This is a genomic window from Bradyrhizobium sp. Ken51 (genome assembly GCF_055807435.1).
Window position 1 is genome coordinate 47,103 of record NZ_JBVVPB010000006.1, and the last position, 14,192, is coordinate 61,294.

The 14,192-nt window shown below is 64.8% G+C and carries 19 protein-coding genes; 6 read left to right on the forward strand and 13 right to left on the reverse strand.

The window, feature by feature from the left end; genetic code table 11:
* Window positions 1–16: 16 nt before the first annotated feature.
* The 3 genes from AC0L27_RS12860 to AC0L27_RS12870 all read right to left on the reverse strand — a co-directional run bounded on the left by AC0L27_RS12860 (window position 17) and on the right by AC0L27_RS12870 (window position 1,691).
* On the reverse strand, window positions 17–691 hold the full coding sequence (locus AC0L27_RS12860; protein ID WP_473301644.1) for a methyltransferase family protein: 675 nt from the start codon (window positions 689–691) through the stop codon (window positions 17–19).
* 116 nt (window positions 692–807) lie between these two features.
* Complete coding sequence (locus tag AC0L27_RS12865; RefSeq protein WP_007612258.1) at window positions 808–981, reverse strand: hypothetical protein; 174 nt, start codon at window positions 979–981, stop codon at window positions 808–810.
* 236 nt (window positions 982–1,217) lie between these two features.
* Window positions 1,218–1,691 (reverse strand): hypothetical protein, encoded by a 474-nt coding sequence (locus AC0L27_RS12870; protein ID WP_275170024.1) that lies wholly within the window; start codon window positions 1,689–1,691, stop codon window positions 1,218–1,220.
* Between the two features lie 246 nt (window positions 1,692–1,937).
* Here AC0L27_RS12870 and AC0L27_RS12875 point away from each other — a divergent pair, with 246 nt between their 5' ends.
* Window positions 1,938–3,593, forward strand: coding sequence for a fumarate hydratase (locus AC0L27_RS12875; RefSeq protein WP_473319347.1), 1,656 nt, complete (start codon window positions 1,938–1,940; stop codon window positions 3,591–3,593).
* 132 nt (window positions 3,594–3,725) lie between these two features.
* Here AC0L27_RS12875 and AC0L27_RS12880 read toward each other — a convergent pair whose 3' ends face one another.
* The 6 genes from AC0L27_RS12880 to AC0L27_RS12905 form a co-directional block, all read right to left on the reverse strand.
* On the reverse strand, window positions 3,726–4,646 hold the full coding sequence (locus AC0L27_RS12880; RefSeq protein ID WP_473319349.1) for an SH3 domain-containing protein: 921 nt from the start codon (window positions 4,644–4,646) through the stop codon (window positions 3,726–3,728).
* Between the two features lie 15 nt (window positions 4,647–4,661).
* The gene (locus AC0L27_RS12885) at window positions 4,662–4,958 is read right to left on the reverse strand and encodes a hypothetical protein (protein ID WP_247497827.1); all 297 of its coding nucleotides are present in this window, start codon (window positions 4,956–4,958) and stop codon (window positions 4,662–4,664) included.
* Window positions 4,959–5,061: 103 nt separating this feature from the next.
* On the reverse strand, window positions 5,062–5,616 hold the full coding sequence (locus AC0L27_RS12890) for an inner membrane-spanning protein YciB (RefSeq protein ID WP_473319351.1): 555 nt from the start codon (window positions 5,614–5,616) through the stop codon (window positions 5,062–5,064).
* Between the two features lie 12 nt (window positions 5,617–5,628).
* A complete protein-coding gene (locus AC0L27_RS12895) occupies window positions 5,629–6,204 on the reverse strand; it encodes a hypothetical protein (protein WP_473319353.1) in 576 nt (191 codons plus the stop codon).
* 77 nt (window positions 6,205–6,281) lie between these two features.
* Window positions 6,282–6,545 carry a hypothetical protein gene (locus tag AC0L27_RS12900; protein WP_473319355.1) on the reverse strand — a complete coding sequence of 88 codons (264 nt, stop codon included), beginning with the start codon at window positions 6,543–6,545 and terminating at the stop codon, window positions 6,282–6,284.
* Between the two features lie 39 nt (window positions 6,546–6,584).
* Window positions 6,585–7,982, reverse strand: a complete 1,398-nt coding sequence (locus AC0L27_RS12905) for a carotenoid oxygenase family protein (protein WP_473319357.1) — start codon at window positions 7,980–7,982, stop codon at window positions 6,585–6,587.
* Window positions 7,983–8,089: 107 nt separating this feature from the next.
* On the opposite strand from AC0L27_RS12905, the gene AC0L27_RS12910 reads away from it, so the two are divergent.
* Both AC0L27_RS12910 and AC0L27_RS12915 read left to right on the forward strand, forming a co-directional pair.
* Entirely contained in the window at window positions 8,090–8,815 is a 726-nt protein-coding gene (locus AC0L27_RS12910) for a TetR/AcrR family transcriptional regulator (RefSeq protein WP_473319358.1), read from the forward strand.
* A gap of 49 nt (window positions 8,816–8,864) precedes the next feature.
* Complete coding sequence (locus tag AC0L27_RS12915) at window positions 8,865–9,140, forward strand: hypothetical protein (RefSeq protein WP_473319360.1); 276 nt, start codon at window positions 8,865–8,867, stop codon at window positions 9,138–9,140.
* Between the two features lie 20 nt (window positions 9,141–9,160).
* Here the strand turns inward: AC0L27_RS12915 and AC0L27_RS12920 are convergent, their stop codons facing one another.
* Window positions 9,161–9,781: a hypothetical protein gene (locus AC0L27_RS12920; protein ID WP_473319460.1), complete on the reverse strand. Its 621-nt coding sequence runs from the start codon at window positions 9,779–9,781 to the stop codon at window positions 9,161–9,163.
* Between the two features lie 164 nt (window positions 9,782–9,945).
* Between AC0L27_RS12920 and AC0L27_RS12925 the strand changes: the two genes are divergently transcribed.
* On the forward strand, window positions 9,946–10,506 hold the full coding sequence (locus AC0L27_RS12925) for an SET domain-containing protein (RefSeq protein ID WP_354059621.1): 561 nt from the start codon (window positions 9,946–9,948) through the stop codon (window positions 10,504–10,506).
* A 38-nt stretch (window positions 10,507–10,544) separates the two neighbouring features.
* On the opposite strand, the gene AC0L27_RS12930 is transcribed toward AC0L27_RS12925, so the two are convergent.
* Together AC0L27_RS12930 and AC0L27_RS12935 are read right to left on the reverse strand one after the other, a co-directional pair.
* Window positions 10,545–10,949: a hypothetical protein gene (locus tag AC0L27_RS12930; protein ID WP_473319362.1), complete on the reverse strand. Its 405-nt coding sequence runs from the start codon at window positions 10,947–10,949 to the stop codon at window positions 10,545–10,547.
* Window positions 10,950–10,986: 37 nt separating this feature from the next.
* Window positions 10,987–11,217, reverse strand: coding sequence for a hypothetical protein (locus tag AC0L27_RS12935; RefSeq protein WP_354058187.1), 231 nt, complete (start codon window positions 11,215–11,217; stop codon window positions 10,987–10,989).
* 101 nt (window positions 11,218–11,318) lie between these two features.
* Between AC0L27_RS12935 and AC0L27_RS12940 the strand changes: the two genes are divergently transcribed.
* Together AC0L27_RS12940 and AC0L27_RS12945 are read left to right on the forward strand one after the other, a co-directional pair.
* The gene (locus AC0L27_RS12940) at window positions 11,319–12,140 is read left to right on the forward strand and encodes a helix-turn-helix domain-containing protein (RefSeq protein WP_275170034.1); all 822 of its coding nucleotides are present in this window, start codon (window positions 11,319–11,321) and stop codon (window positions 12,138–12,140) included.
* 67 nt (window positions 12,141–12,207) lie between these two features.
* Window positions 12,208–12,873, forward strand: coding sequence for a DsbA family oxidoreductase (locus AC0L27_RS12945; protein ID WP_275170035.1), 666 nt, complete (start codon window positions 12,208–12,210; stop codon window positions 12,871–12,873).
* A 7-nt stretch (window positions 12,874–12,880) separates the two neighbouring features.
* Here AC0L27_RS12945 and AC0L27_RS12950 read toward each other — a convergent pair whose 3' ends face one another.
* Window positions 12,881–14,044, reverse strand: coding sequence for a GNAT family N-acetyltransferase (locus AC0L27_RS12950; protein ID WP_473319364.1), 1,164 nt, complete (start codon window positions 14,042–14,044; stop codon window positions 12,881–12,883).
* Window positions 14,045–14,192 lie beyond the last annotated feature (148 nt).

Here is a 14,192-nt window from a genome sequence, read left to right on the forward strand (position 1 = left end):
AGAGTGATGCGCGCGCTCACCACACGCCAGGCAGCAGGCGATAGCGCACGCGCGACACATAGTCGGCATAGCCCGGGAGGCCCTCGCGTAGCGTGCGCTCCTCGATGCGAATGCGGACCGCAAACAAGACGAGGAACAAGGGCGCCATCAGAATTCCCCACCATGAGCCCAGAAGCAGCGGTACGCCGGCGAAGAACAGGATCATGCCGCTGTACATGGGATGGCGTACATGGGCATAAGGTCCCGTCGAGATCACGCGCTGCGCGCGCTCGGCTTGCAGCTTCACCACGGGCGCCGCGAACGAGTTCTCGCGGAAAACCCAGAGGATGAACAGCGTCGAAAGCAGGAACAGGGCGAGGCCGAGCATCTGCAGCGCCATCGGCATGTCGGAGGACAGCGTACGCCGGTCGAGCCCCATCGCCGCCAGCCAGACCAGCATCGCGACGACGAAGATGGTCATGAACACCTTGTCGGCAGCGGGCTGGTCCTTTTGCAGGACCGGCCGCAGGCGTTCGGCGAGCAGTGCGGGGTCGACCCGGTAAAGCCACCAGCCGCAGAGCGGGCCGAGCAGGGCGGAGGTCGCGAGGAACACCCAGGCCGAAGGCCAATGCAGGGTCCCGGCGGACGCGAACAGCAGCGCGCCCATGGCGGCGGTGGTGATCGTGCTCTGCAACAGGAGTCTTGCGATCATGCGCAGGTCTCAGGGTAGCCGCGCACGATATTGGTCCCGGTATCCGGCAAAGATGCGGCCGGACACGCGAAAAGCCCGATCGACCGGATCGGGCATTTCATCTTCGACGCGGCTGATCAGGCGAGCTGATCGATCCGCGTACCCTGACCCGGCGGCAGCGGCGCGGGCGGCGGCGGCTTATAGGTCGGGTCGTTGTCCTTGGTCTTGATCTGATCGTCCTGCTGCTTGGTCGTGTCGTAGCTCGGCACCACGATCGCGATCGGCGGCGGCGAAACGGTAGAAACGCTCATCCACAAATCCTCACATATGGAAACAATTGACCCTGCGCCGCGAGACGCGAAATTTCCTTCAAGCCAATCGTTAAAATGCGAGGGATCCGGTGCGGTGGAATGTGCTCTCGGACCTCTCCTCGTCATTGCGAGGAGCCCTTGCGACGAAGCAATCCAGTATGTCACCGCAGAGACAGTCTGGATTGCTTCGCTACGCTCGCAATGACGGAGTGTGTGGAAAGAGGGGGGCGCCCCGCCTATTCGTCCTTGCCGCGCGTGATCGCGATGGACGCATCCGTCTTGGTGCGGGTGCATTCCATGTTCAGACGCCGGTAACGCATGCTGATCTTGTCGCCGCGCAAGAGCCCCATCCGCTTCAGGCAGCGTGTCGCGCCCGTCGTCGTATCGTCCTTGGTCACGGTGAAGACGATCGCTGCCGTCGACCCCACCAGCGCCAGGAACTCCGGCTTGGGCTTGCGATCGCCCTTGGCATAGAGCTCGATCGAATATTTGTCGCCACGGCAAGCCACGGACAATTCCTTGGCCGCGGGGTGGGTGAGGTAGACGACGTTGGCGGCGCGAAAATTCACCTTGAGTCTATCGACCTGGTTCGCCAGCTCCTTGGCGCTGTCGTCGCAGCGGTCCGCGCGGGCGGGCGAGGCGAGGGTCACAAGGCCGGTGATGGCGGCGGCGACCAGGATCGCGCCGCGGACGTGCAAGTTCAATGTCATGATGAAGAGCCCCTTAGCGGGCGCATTCAACCGTCGTCCCGCGCGCAGCGCAAGGGGCGCGCCCAGGGTCTTCACCGGCATCATGAGGATACGTGTCCGCCCGGGAGCCGCCGAAAAAGGTCGCCATGCCGCCGAATCGGGATGCCCCGACCGCACCAGAGCGCCTTCCCTTTGCGGCAAAAAAGCTTAGAACGCTTCTATGAAATGGGCCCATGCGAGGGCTCCAAAACCCCGAGATTCCAGCCCATGAACGCTCCCACCGCCTTCCCCGATCCCGCAAAGCCTGTTCCGCCCTACAGGCACACGCCGCTGTTTCCGCTGGGCAAGGACGAGACGCCCTACAAGAAGGTCACGACCGAGGGCGTGCGGGTCGAGAAGGTCTTGGGCCGGGACATGCTGGTGGTGTCGCGTGAGGCGCTGCGGGCCCTGTCGGAAGCGGCCTTTGGCGACATCAACCACTATTTGCGGCCGGGTCATCTGAAGCAGCTCCGCGCGATCCTGGAGGACGGCGAGGCCAGCCCGAACGACAAGTTCGTCGCGCTGGACTTCCTGAAGAACGCCAACATCGCTGCCGGCGGCGTGCTGCCGATGTGCCAGGACACCGGCACCGCGATCATCATGGGCAAGAAAGGCTGCAACGTCATCACCGACGGTGACGACGAGGCGGCGCTGTCGGAAGGCGCGCGCGATGCTTACCTCCGCCGCAATTTGCGCTACTCGCAGGTTGCGCCCTTGTCGATGTACGAGGAGAAGAACACCGCCAACAACATGCCGGCGCAGTGCGAGATCTATGCCGAAGGTGATGATGCCTACAAGTTCATGTTCATGGCGAAGGGCGGCGGTTCCGCCAACAAGAGTTTTCTATTCCAGGCAACGCCTTCGGTGCTGACCAAGGACCGGCTGCTCGCCTTCCTCAAGGAGAAAGTGTTGACGCTGGGCACTGCAGCGTGCCCGCCTTATCACCTCGCGATCGTGATCGGTGGCACCTCGGCCGAGCTCTGCATGAAGACGGTGAAGCTGGCGTCGGCCCGCTATCTCGATGCGCTGCCGACACACGGCTCGCCCGACGGCAACGCCTTCCGCGACGTCGAGATGGAGCAGGAAATTCTAAGGATGACGCAGTCGCTCGGCGTCGGCGCGCAGTTCGGCGGAAAATATTTCTGCCACGACGTGCGCGTGATCCGCATGCCGCGTCATGGCGCCTCGCTCCCGATCGGGCTCGGCGTCTCCTGCTCGGCCGATCGCCAGGTGCTCGGCAAGATCACCAAGGAGGGCGTCTATCTCGAAGAGCTCGAGCACAACCCGGCGCAGTACCTGCCTGAGCTCGAGCAGTCGCTGGGCGGCGAGGTCGTCAAGATCGACCTCAACCAGCCGATGAAGGATATCCTGGCGACGTTCGCGAAATATCCGACCAAGACGCGGGTCTCGATGACCGGCACCATGATCGTTGCGCGCGATTCCGCGCATGCCAAGCTGCGCGAGCGGCTCGACAAGGGCGAGCCGTTGCCGGACTATTTCAAGAACCATCCCGTCTATTACGCGGGCCCCGCCAAGACGCCCGAGGGCTACGCCTCCGGTGCGTTCGGCCCGACCACCGCGGGCCGCATGGATTCCTTTGTCGATCAGTTCCAGGCCGCCGGCGGCTCGATGGTGATGGTCGCCAAGGGCAACCGCGCGCCGGCCGTGCGCGAGGCCTGCAAGAAATATGGCGGCTTCTATCTCGGCTCGATCGGCGGTGCCGCGGCGAATCTCGCCGAGCACTGCATCAAGAAGGTCGAGGTGCTCGAATATCCCGAGCTCGGCATGGAAGCGATCTGGCGCATCGAGGTCGTAGACTTCCCGGCGTTCATCATCATCGACGACAAGGGCAACGACTTCTTCAAGGAGTTGAATCTGGGCTGAGGCCGCGTTCCCCGGACGCTGCGCAGCATGAAATGGTGCGCAGCTGATCCGGGTCCACGTGGCGGCATGGGTCCCGGCTCTGCGACGCACCGCTTCGCGCTGCATCGCGTCCGGGACACGAGACTTACTCGCTCAACTGCAATTCGTGACCTGGTTGGAGCACAGGCCGCGCCACCAGCCGCGGACGCCGTCCTCGCTTTCGACGAGGCCCCAGAGGCCGCTGCAAGCAAAGATGTGCTTCGGGCCGCCATCGGTGTCGATGGGGCCGCCGAGCTCGCGCTGGGCCGGCATCCACTTCGCATCGACGAAAGGCGCCTGGAATAGGCCGCCCATGCGTGTCGCGCCATTGGCGTAGGACGCGCCGACCTTGTTGGAGGCGACCCAGCCGCGTCCGGCATAGGGCTTTGGCGCGCTACGCGGATATTTCTTGTCGTCCTCGTAGTCCTTGCCCGGCGGCTTGGCGCCTTCGATCAGAAACCAGCCGTTCCTGAAGCCGATGATGCGGAATTCGGTGAGCCAGCCGCCATCGGGCGTGTTCTCGCTGCCGCCGAGCTTGAGGCGGTAGGGCGGCGGAAGCGTACCGAGCACACGCGCCTTGACCGATGGTTCGGCACGCACGTTGAGGCCATTGGGATCCTTGTCCACGGACCAGGCGCCGAGATCGCAGGGCTCGGTGCCGTCGGGGAGCGTTGACCGCTTGGCGACGAGTTCGGCGTGCAGCTTTGCGAACTCAGTGTCGTCGTTGTCAGGATCCGGCCCATTACGCGGCTTCAATTCGGCTGAGACTGCGCGTGTCGCATCCGGCGTCAGCGCGACCACGAGAGCCTGGCGCGCAGCGAACACGCTTGCAGGTGACTTGGGATCGTTCGACGAGGTCGGATAAACGGCGAGGTAGCCCGTCGACCCTTCGGTTCGATAGGCCGTGCCGGCGACATAGCCTGCCGGTATCATGGCGAGCGCGCTTGCCCGCCACGGCGGTTCGGCATCGTCCGCGCGCGCCGCTTGTGTCGCGACACACAGGATCGTCGCCGCGATGAGACGGAGCGCTCGCATCGGTGCGGCGCGGGCTTACGCGCGCGTGCCGGTGAACGGGAAGCTGCCCATCGGGCCGATGCCCATCTCCCCGCTCATGCTGTCGCCGGAAACGGTTCCGATGAACTCGAGCGTCAACGGCATCGGATTGGTGATCGAGACCTTCCAGTTGACGGCATCGCCGCTGACGGTGCCGTCGAAAATCTCCGCGGTATTGCCTTCCGCACCCTGCGTACCCGTAAGCGTGCCGCCCGCGGCAGTCAGGCTCAGCGTCGCCTTGCGCTCGCCCATGGGCGTCGTCATGGTCAGAGTCCAGTTGCCGTCCACGGCCATTCGCGTCTCCCATATCCCGGCGGACCGCGACGATCCGCGGACCAGTCCCGGCCGAGCGTATAGCGCAACTCGCAGCAGCTGCCTAACGCTCCGTAGGAGGCATTTAGGCGCGGGCGGCGGCGCGCCGTCGGCTGGTGACGATGAGGCGGAGCACGACATATTGCACGGCGAAGGCGAGGATCTTGCCGCCGCCCGCGACCACCGTGAGATAGAACGCCCACAGTTTCAGATCGCCTGTGGAGGCGACGGCGATCATTCCGGCGCCGATCACGAACATCAGCGCCGCCCAGGCATAGCCCGCTGCCGTCACATATTCCGGAACGGTCTCGACGACGATCGGCGGCATGTAGCGCAGCATCCAGCCGCGCTTGAGCATGATGGCGCCGATCGCGAAATGCGCGATCGAGGGCTTTGCGAGCATAAAGCGGGGATCGTTGGTGAGCAGCGTGACCGTGCCGAGCACGACGACGAGTGCGACGCTCGCATAGGTCATGTAATTGAGCTGCTGCCCCTTGACGCGCGCGTAGATCACCTGCGCGATCGCTCCGGCAATCGCCACCGACGTTGCCAGGACGACGTTGTCGGTAACGAGGTAGATGACCAGGAAGACGATGGCGGAGAAGAGGTCGGAGGCGAGGCGGGCGAATACGTCCTTCATCGTCGATCCTGTTCAGCGGGAGTTGGACAAGGCGCTGGCCGGCGCACCGTACTTGATCTGCCGATATTCGGGATACCATTTTGTGAAGTAGATCGCGCTGTTGCGGGCGGCGAAGGCGACCGCTAGGCTCGACCAGAGCGGCAGGCCGGGGACGTAGAGCAGCACGAGATTGGCGGCCGCCATCAGCAGCGCAGCCGCAGTCCATGCGCCGGTGATGACGTAGTTGGCATAGAGAAAGCCGGGCATTGCCGCGGTCTCGGCCGGCACGGATTCGAGCGCGTATTGCAGCGTGAAAGGGCGGCGGACCAGCATCGAGCCGAGCGAGATGACGAAGATGCCGATGTCGATCGACAGCTTGACACCGAGCGTCCCGAGCGCGGGGTTGAACAGCGCGAGGTGGAAGCCGATTGCGGCGAATAACAGCGCCGAGCCCACGGCCAGGATCTTCACCGAGCGGCCGCGCACGACATCGATCGCCACGGTCGCGAGACAGATCGCCGACGCCGCGAACACGCTGATCGTGGCCGATGTCATCAGCATCAGGAAGGTGAACGCGCCGTAGGGCGCGAGGATCAGGAAAATCGCCATGGTCCGCCTCGGTCAGGCCTTATCTTTACGGTGTAAAGATCAGTAAGTCAGGAGCAAGGCGGGGTCAAGCAAAATCTTTACAGTGTCAAAATGACGTAGGCGACTTCCAAAAATTCAGTGACTGCAACGGCTTGGGCGGCCATCTCGTCGATGAATCCGGCCCAGGGCAGGTGCGAGAGGACAGGTAACGCGCAGGCGGCCGAGAGGACGAAGGCGAGCAGGATGCCGCCGTTGAAGATGGTTTGGCCGCTCCGCCGCGGCCGGATCATCTGAAGTGTGAGCGCGGCGCAGATCAGGACGAGGACGACGAGATAGTCCGCGATGAGCGAAGACATATGCATGAGAGACCTTTTGATGACATCCTCGATGACGAGGAACAGCTACTGCGCGTCGACCCAATTGCCGTGAAAGCCGTCGGGCACCCGATGGCCGAGCTGCACCAGCGCGACGGGGCCGGCCTCGACATCTCCAGCGTTGAACACGGCGAGGTCGCTGCGGTTCTCCCGCGCGCGCCAGACCACCGCCAGCAGCCAGCCATCGCCTTCCGCCGCATCCTTCGACCGCTCGACGAACACGGGCTCGGAGATGGTGTCGCCGGCCGGCAGCAGATAATGGCCGAGGCGCTTGCCATTGCCGTCGACATGGACGACGCCGGATAGCGCACCGAACATCGGCAGCTTCGGATTGGCGCAGGCGTACCAGCCGTGACGGTTCATCAAGCCGGCGCGGCGGTCGTCGATGCGCGGGAATTCGCCGGTGAGATCGTCGAGATAGGTCTGTTGGAAGCGGTCGGTGTCGCCTGAGAGATCAAACGTCCAGCGGCAATGGCGGGCGCGCGACTTCTCCGGATCGGTCGGCCGGCCGTCGGGATGCGTAAATAATGGTGCTTCCTCGAACTGCATGACGTCGGTGATGATGCGGTTGCCGTCCTCCCACGCATTCATGACGTGGAAGACGTAACAGGCTTCAGCGCGAAACCAGACGATGTCCTTCGCCGTGCCGTTGCGTTTCATCACGCCGACATAGGCGCCCTTGTCCGGCTCCCAGGCATAGGGCGGCCGCCCGCTCATCGCGCGCTCCATGCTGCCGGTGATGGGCAGGATCGGAAACAGCACATGGTTCTCGGTGACGATGAAGTCGTGCACCATGCTGGCATAGGGCGCCTCGAAACGTTCGAAGCGTGTCGCCTTGCCGGACGCGTCGATCGAGCCGTAGGAGAGGGCGGGCGTTAGCGGTCCCGCGGCATTGTAGCCGAAGAACACCAGCTCGCCCGTCACGGGATCGATCTTGGGATGCGCGGTAAAACTGCCGGCGACGCGGCTCTGATAATTGTGATAGCCGCGCGTTGCGAGCGTGCCCGGCTCGATCTCGGTCGGCAGATGGGCTTCTTCCAGCGCCAGCAGCTTGCCGGCATGGAAGATGATGTTGGTATTCGCGACGCCGCTGTCGGTGAGGTCTTGCGGCGCATCCGGCAGCTTGCGGCCAAAGCCGCCGACCAGCGCGCGGCCGGCATCGTGCTCGGCCAGCCATTTCGGCGTGCGGATCCAGCGGTTGCGATAGCTGGCCCGGCCGTTCTCGAGCTGAAAGGCGTGCAGCATGCCGTCGCCGACGAACCAGTGCGCGCCAGGCGAGTCGAACTGCGGGTTGGGACCATTGCGATACAGCGTGCCGTTCAGCTCGCGTGGCAATTCACCGATGATTTTCAGGAAGGGCGCGTCGGCCTCGAATGGAATCGGACCGAGGTTATGGCGGCGTTCGGCAACGGCGTCCTGCTGCACAGCGTATCCCTCTTTATCTTTACATCGTAAAGATCCAATTAGCCGTACGAGGGGCGCTGGTCAAGTGAAATCTTTACACTGTCAATATTGCGTCCTATAGCTGCCTCATGGGCAAGAGCGAAATCAGGACAGCAACCGCGCGCGGTGTGCGCACCCCAAAGAAGGCGAGCGCGCCAACGCGTCCCGCGCCACGGCCGGCGCGCGTCAAGGCCGAGGCGCCCTATCATCACGGCGCGCTGCGCGAGGCGCTGCTTCAGGCCGCCGAACGGGTACTGGAGCGTGACGGGCTCGCCGGCCTGACATTGCGCGCGGTGGCGCGCGAGGCGGGCGTCTCGCATGCCGCGCCCACCCATCATTTCGGCGACCTCACCGGGCTTCTCAGTGAGCTCGCGGCGGTCGGCTTCCGCCAGTTCAATGCGGCGATGGCGTCGTCCTCCAACGCCGCCACCACCCCGCTCGAGCACGCGCTGGCGCGGCCGAAAGCCTATGTCGCCTACGCCCAGGCTCATCCCGGCATGTACGGCATCATGTTCCGCACCGAGCGGCTCGACTATTCCAGGCCGTCGCTGCACGAGGCCGCCGAGGCGTCCTTCGCCGGGCTCGCCAATGCCGTCGGCATGATGCGGCAGGAGCAGATCAGCGGCGACGCGCTGACGCTCAGTCAGGGCGCTGCGATCTCGCGCGCCTGGTCGATGGTGCACGGTTTTACCATGCTGCTGCTTGATGGGCGGCTGGAGGATATTCTGGGGCGCCTGCCCGAGGGCACGACGCCCGAACGCCTGCTCGAGGCGATGCTGATGTCGCCGGTGACCGGGAAGCCGCCGGGTCCTTGATTCAGTCGGGCTCAACGCAACCCCAGCCATGATGCGGCGTTGACGCCGCATGGCAAGAGCACCCCGCGCCCCCTGGAAACGTCAAAATCCGCGCAAGCGCGCCGGCAGGGCGTCCAAGCATCTCACGCCCGCGCAGAAATCGGCGACCAAGGCGCGTGCCCGCCGCGCCGGGCGCCGCTATCCCAACCTCGTGGACAACATGCGCATGGCAGCGAAGAAAACGTCCAAGGCCAAAGCTTCAAAGAAAAAATCCGCGAAGAAGTCGCCCAAGCGCAAGGTTACAAAGAAGGTCGCAACGAAGAAGGCTGCAAAGACGTCGCGCTAACACCGCACCAAGACGGAAGCCTAGCGCATCGTCGCCAGCTCGACCGCACGGCCCCGTGCGCCGATGATCTTCACCTCGTCCTTGCCGCACGTGAAGCTGCGGGCAAGGTCGTCTCCCGCCTTGCGCGCCAGCTCATTGGCGTTCGGGTTGGCGATCGCGTCGACATAGGCGACGTGGCAGACGGGGCCGGGTCGCAGCCGGGTCACGATCAGCATGGCCTTGGTATTCGGCCGCCCCTGCTTGTCGGGATCGGTGCCGTCGGCGATGTGCCAGCGCTGGATGATCGCAAACGGTCTGGCGGCCGCGGTGCGCCATTCGACGGTGGTCTCGGACGAGTTGAACGGAGCGAACCAGATTTTTGCCGGCGGTTCCTCGGCCGCGGCCTTGCGATTGCGGCCGACGGAGACGACCTCACGAAGATCGTCCTCGGCGATCAGGACCACGAGGCCATCCTTGCCCTTGCATACCCGCGCGGTGCTGCCGTCGAGCTCGCTGGGCTTGCCGATCTGGCGACAATCCTTCGGCGCCGTCGAGGTATATTGGCTGCCCACGGATTGGGCGTCGGCGCGGTCAAGACCGCTGCACATCAGCAACATGGCCAACAGCAATATGGCCAAGCCTGCGGTGGTGATGCGGAACATGATGGCGCCTTTGATCGGCCGGGAACTCCGTACCATCAGACGTCTTGATTGTGGGCAAGGTTCAAACAGGGTCGACAGACACCTGACAGCGGCGCGGAATCGTTCTAGAAGAGCGGCTTCGCTTGGCTCTTTCAGCCTCGTTCGCGTCCTCGTTTTTCGTGATCATGCCAGCCACCTCTTCGAACAAACCTTATCGCGTCGGCCGCTCGAAAACCGGGCTCGGCCTCTTCGCAACCAAGCCGATCAAGAAGGGCACCCGGATCATCCGTTATTACGGACCGATCCTGGACTCCCGGATTCCCGAGCACGACGACATCGAGAACAAATACCTGTTCGAGCTCAACGGCCGCTGGACCATCGACGGCTCGGTGCGCAAGAACCTCGCGCGCTACATCAACCATTCGTGCCGGCCCAACGCCGAATCCGACGTCCGGCCGCGCGAGCGGAAGGTCTTCATCCGTGCCATCAAGAACATCGAGCCGGGCGACGAGATCAATTACGACTACGGCACCGATTATTTCAAAGCCTACCTGAAGCCGATCGGCTGCAAGTGCGAATCTTGCGAGAAGAAGCGCAAGAAGCTGCGCGCCGAGGCGCGGACCGAACGCGCCAAGGTGAAGGCGCGCACGGAGCGCAAGGCCGAGAAGGCTGGCGCCAAAGGCGCCAAAAAGAAGAAGCTCAATGGCCATGCCGTTGGCAAGGCGAAAGGCCGCGCGCGGGCCTAGCTAGCACTTGCGCGGCCGGCTCCGTTGTCGTGCTCTTGTCAAGCTCTGACAGCCAGCACACTCCCGCTCCTGCGCAATCCCACATATTGCAGTTCGGCAAACACGCCGGTCGCGATCGCCTGTGCCACGACCATGAGCTCGCCGGCAAGATTCGGCGACACCGCGCCCGAGAGCAGCAGCGCGATGCTGCCGAGCGTCCAGGCCGCGTTGCCGACCACGACCAGTAGCACGAGCGGCTTTGCCACGGAGGCGCGTGAAGCGAGCCAGCCGACGAGTGCGGTGTAGGCGATCAGGAACAGGCCCGTCTCGCGCAGCAGCGCTTCGGGCAGGTTGAACAGTGACGCGAACGCGCCGGCGCCGAAAGTGAAGCCGAGAGCGGCGACGCCGCTGAAGATCGCGTCGGCAAGAAGCGCGCGGCGAAGGAATGTGGATGCGTCGATCATCGTGGTCTCCATGGTTGGGGTGGGCTCGGGAATAAACTCAGTGCCATCCGCGCCACCAGACGCGGAGCAGGCGGGCGATGCGGAACGGGCAGAGGCTCCTGCCGACGCTGTGCTCGAAGGCCGTGACCTGCGCGACGACATAGTCGCCGGTCGAATGCACCAGCGGCTCCGGCATGTTGAGGCTGCGCGCCAGCATCCGGGTTGCGAGCGCCATGGCCCAGGGGACAAGGTGGTCTGTGACGGTCCGGTAGAGCAGCAGTGCGATCATGGTCGTCTCCTGTTACGACCGAAGATGCGCCGGCCCGAGGCCCAATTCGATTACCTCTGACGTAATGGAAGCGCCGAAATCTGCGTGCTAGGTTTTCGACCATGAACGCACATGCATCTACGGCACAGGCCGAACGCAGCCAACCGGTCCATATCGGCGACCATTTGCGCGAGTGGCGGCAGCGCCGCCGCATGAGCCAGCTCGATCTCGCCGGCGAGGCCGAAATCTCGGCGCGACATTTGAGCTTCGTCGAGACTGGCCGCGCCGCACCCTCGCGCGACATGGTGCTCAGACTCGCCGAGCGCCTCGACGTGCCGTTGCGCGAACGCAACGTGCTGCTGGTCGCCGCCGGCTATGCCCCGGCCTTTCCGCAGCGCCCGCTGGAGGATCCCGCCTTGAAATCAGCTCGCCAGGCGATCGACCTCGTCCTCAGGGCGCACGAGCCCAATCCGGCGCTGGCCTATGACCGGCACTGGAATCTGGTCTCGGCCAATCGCATGCTGGCGCCGCTGCTTGCCGGCATTCCGCAGCGGCTGCTCGGCCAGCCCCTCAACGTGCTGCGGCTCGCCTTCCATCCCGAGGCGCTGGCGCCGCGAACGGTCAATCTCGCGGAATGGTGCGGACATCTCCTGGAGCGGCTGCACCGGCAATGCGAGGCGACCGCCGATCCCGAGCTGATCAAGCTGTACAACGACCTGAAGAGCTATCCGATCCCGGCGCGCGCGGCGCCGCTGTCGAGCGACAATGTCGCGATCCCCTTCAAGCTGCGACACGACGGGGAGATCCTCAGTTTCTTCTCCACCACCATGGTGTTCGGCACGCCCGTCGACATCACGCTGTCGGAGCTGGCTCTGGAAACCTTCTTCCCGGCCGACGACCGCACTGCCGAGCGGCTCCGACAAATGGCAGCAGCCATGAGCTAGCGGCCTTGCCTCGGCATGGGTTCGGCTTATCTTTGGGCACAACCCGCAATGCCCGAAGGAGGCGCTCATGAGCACCCTAAAGCCGCTCCAGATCGACGTCGTTTCCGACGTGGTATGCCCCTGGTGCTATATCGGCAAGCACCGGATCGAGAGCGCGCTGGCGCTGGTGCCGGACGTTCCGGTCAAGCTCAATTTCCGTCCCTTCTTCCTCAATCCCTGGGTGCCGTCCGAGGGCATCAGCCGGGAAGAGTATCTCACCAAGAAGTTCGGCTCGGTCGAGGCCTACAAGGGTATTGCGGGGCGCGTCGTTGCGGCCGCGGGCGAGGAGGGGCTCGTCTACCGGCCCGAGCTTGTCGCGCGTCAGCCCAACACCACCGACTGCCACCGCCTGATCCTCTGGGCCGAGGCGATCGGCAAGGCGCCCGAGATGAAGCAGCGCCTGATGGAGCTCTACTTCCGCGACGGCGGCGACCTCACTGATGTGAACGTGCTGGTGCAGGCGGCTGCCGATGTCGGCCTCGATGCCGACGACGTGCGCAGGCGCCTCGCCACCGACGAGGACGTCGCGCGGGTATCGGCGGACGCGCAGGAAGCCGCCGAGAAGGGCATCTCCGGCGTGCCGACCTACGTGTTCGCGCAAAAATACGCCGTCTCAGGCGCGCAGGATCCCAACATGCTCGCGCGCGCCATCCGCGAGGTCTCAGCGGAGATCAACGCCCAGGCGGCGGAGTAGGAGCTATCTATTTGCGAAGCAGGCGAACTGCGCGGCGCGCCGCCGCGTAGGCGATGCCGTGCGCCGCGAGCGCTCCGTGCACGAGCGCCACGATGGGGTCGTTCCGCCGCAGCGGTATCAGCACGTCGCCGACGGCGAAGCGCCCGCGCCAGATCGGGTTGATCATGGGGTGATCGGCGCTCGCGGTGGAATCCGCGCTGGCGATGGCGGGATCGGCGCAGAGGCGGCGGGTGAGCTCGAGCGTGAGCTGCACGCCCGGCGAATATCTTGCAAAGCGCTCGTCGATGCCGAGCTTGAAGAAGAAGGCACGGTCCTGATGCCGCAGCACGATGCCGGCGGCCACCGGCGTCGCGCCGGCGCGAAGGGTGACGATCTCGCATTGCGCGGTTTCTGCCAGCGCGGGAACGGCGCGGCGGATGAAGGTTGCATCGCCGGCATGCTGGACCAGCGCGGTGCCGCGCTTGCCTTTCCAGCCACTGGCTTCGAGCCGCAAGAATGTTTCGAGCGCCGGCCCGATCTCGTCGGGGCTGTGCGCGACATCGAACACGACGGCGCCGTGTTCCTCGAGGCGATGGCGCTGGCGGCGCAGCTCCTTCACCTTTTTGGTACCGAGCGCGTCGCGAAGCAGCGCCTCGCCGTCCTGCGTCGCGTCGAGGCTGGCGCGGCTGTAGGAGCTCAGGAGGCGCGGCTTCAAGCCGTCGCGATTCAGAACCTGGTTGACGGCGGTCATTGCCGCCCCCTCGAGCGCGACGTCCTTCAGCACGAGCGCATGCGCTCCGGCCGCGCGGGCCTGCTGCAACAGGCGCGCCGCTGCCTCGATCGGGGCATCGCGGTCGATCAGGGGGCTGCACAGCGTGCCGTAGGGATGCGCGCTCACCAGCGCGGGCAGGGGAATCTTCCATGCCCGCCAGAGCGAGATCACCGGCATCAGCCCGATCAGCCGCGATCCATCGTATGCGGGAAGCGCCGAGGCATCCGTGCGGCCGCGCGCGGTTGCACTGACGGCGAGCTCCCAGCCAGGCAAGTAATATCCGTTCGGCTCGATGGCGCGCTGCGCGAGTGCGCGCCACTGGCCGGGTTCGATCGCCGTAAGCGGAACACGCGCGCGCGAGGCCGCGGCATGCTCTGCCGATGCCGGGTTGATCGCAGCCTGGTGCGCGATATCGACCACGTCCCGTCGTCCCCGTTCAGGAGGCCATGCTTAGCGCAAAGATTGGAAAATACCGTTGGGACACCGCTTCAATTCGAGTGGTAATATTAACGTCTCGTTGAGCATCCGGCCGCGAGCCGGCCGGATGTCTCGATGGATAAGCCAGAAT

Bases quoted from the DNA above. Each gene is read 5' to 3' on its own strand.
- AC0L27_RS12880 (WP_473319349.1), bottom strand. From the start codon at position 4,646: ATGCGAGCGCTCCGTCTCATCGCGGCGACGATCCTGTGTGTCGCGACA.
- AC0L27_RS12900 (WP_473319355.1), bottom strand. From the start codon at position 6,545: ATGCATATGTCTTCGCTCATCGCGGACTATCTCGTCGTCCTCGTCCTG.
- AC0L27_RS12885 (WP_247497827.1), bottom strand. From the start codon at position 4,958: ATGGCCGTGGACGGCAACTGGACTCTGACCATGACGACGCCCATGGGC.
- AC0L27_RS12875 (WP_473319347.1), top strand. From the start codon at position 1,938: ATGAACGCTCCCACCGCCTTCCCCGATCCCGCAAAGCCTGTTCCGCCC.
- AC0L27_RS12925 (WP_354059621.1), top strand. From the start codon at position 9,946: ATGCCAGCCACCTCTTCGAACAAACCTTATCGCGTCGGCCGCTCGAAA.
- AC0L27_RS12910 (WP_473319358.1), top strand. From the start codon at position 8,090: ATGGGCAAGAGCGAAATCAGGACAGCAACCGCGCGCGGTGTGCGCACC.
- AC0L27_RS12890 (WP_473319351.1), bottom strand. From the start codon at position 5,616: ATGAAGGACGTATTCGCCCGCCTCGCCTCCGACCTCTTCTCCGCCATC.
- AC0L27_RS12945 (WP_275170035.1), top strand. From the start codon at position 12,208: ATGAGCACCCTAAAGCCGCTCCAGATCGACGTCGTTTCCGACGTGGTA.
- AC0L27_RS12915 (WP_473319360.1), top strand. From the start codon at position 8,865: ATGGCAAGAGCACCCCGCGCCCCCTGGAAACGTCAAAATCCGCGCAAG.
- AC0L27_RS12895 (WP_473319353.1), bottom strand. From the start codon at position 6,204: ATGGCGATTTTCCTGATCCTCGCGCCCTACGGCGCGTTCACCTTCCTG.
- AC0L27_RS12940 (WP_275170034.1), top strand. From the start codon at position 11,319: ATGAACGCACATGCATCTACGGCACAGGCCGAACGCAGCCAACCGGTC.
- AC0L27_RS12865 (WP_007612258.1), bottom strand. From the start codon at position 981: ATGAGCGTTTCTACCGTTTCGCCGCCGCCGATCGCGATCGTGGTGCCG.
- AC0L27_RS12860 (WP_473301644.1), bottom strand. From the start codon at position 691: ATGATCGCAAGACTCCTGTTGCAGAGCACGATCACCACCGCCGCCATG.
- AC0L27_RS12935 (WP_354058187.1), bottom strand. From the start codon at position 11,217: ATGATCGCACTGCTGCTCTACCGGACCGTCACAGACCACCTTGTCCCC.
- AC0L27_RS12930 (WP_473319362.1), bottom strand. From the start codon at position 10,949: ATGATCGACGCATCCACATTCCTTCGCCGCGCGCTTCTTGCCGACGCG.
- AC0L27_RS12920 (WP_473319460.1), bottom strand. From the start codon at position 9,781: ATGTTCCGCATCACCACCGCAGGCTTGGCCATATTGCTGTTGGCCATG.
- AC0L27_RS12870 (WP_275170024.1), bottom strand. From the start codon at position 1,691: ATGACATTGAACTTGCACGTCCGCGGCGCGATCCTGGTCGCCGCCGCC.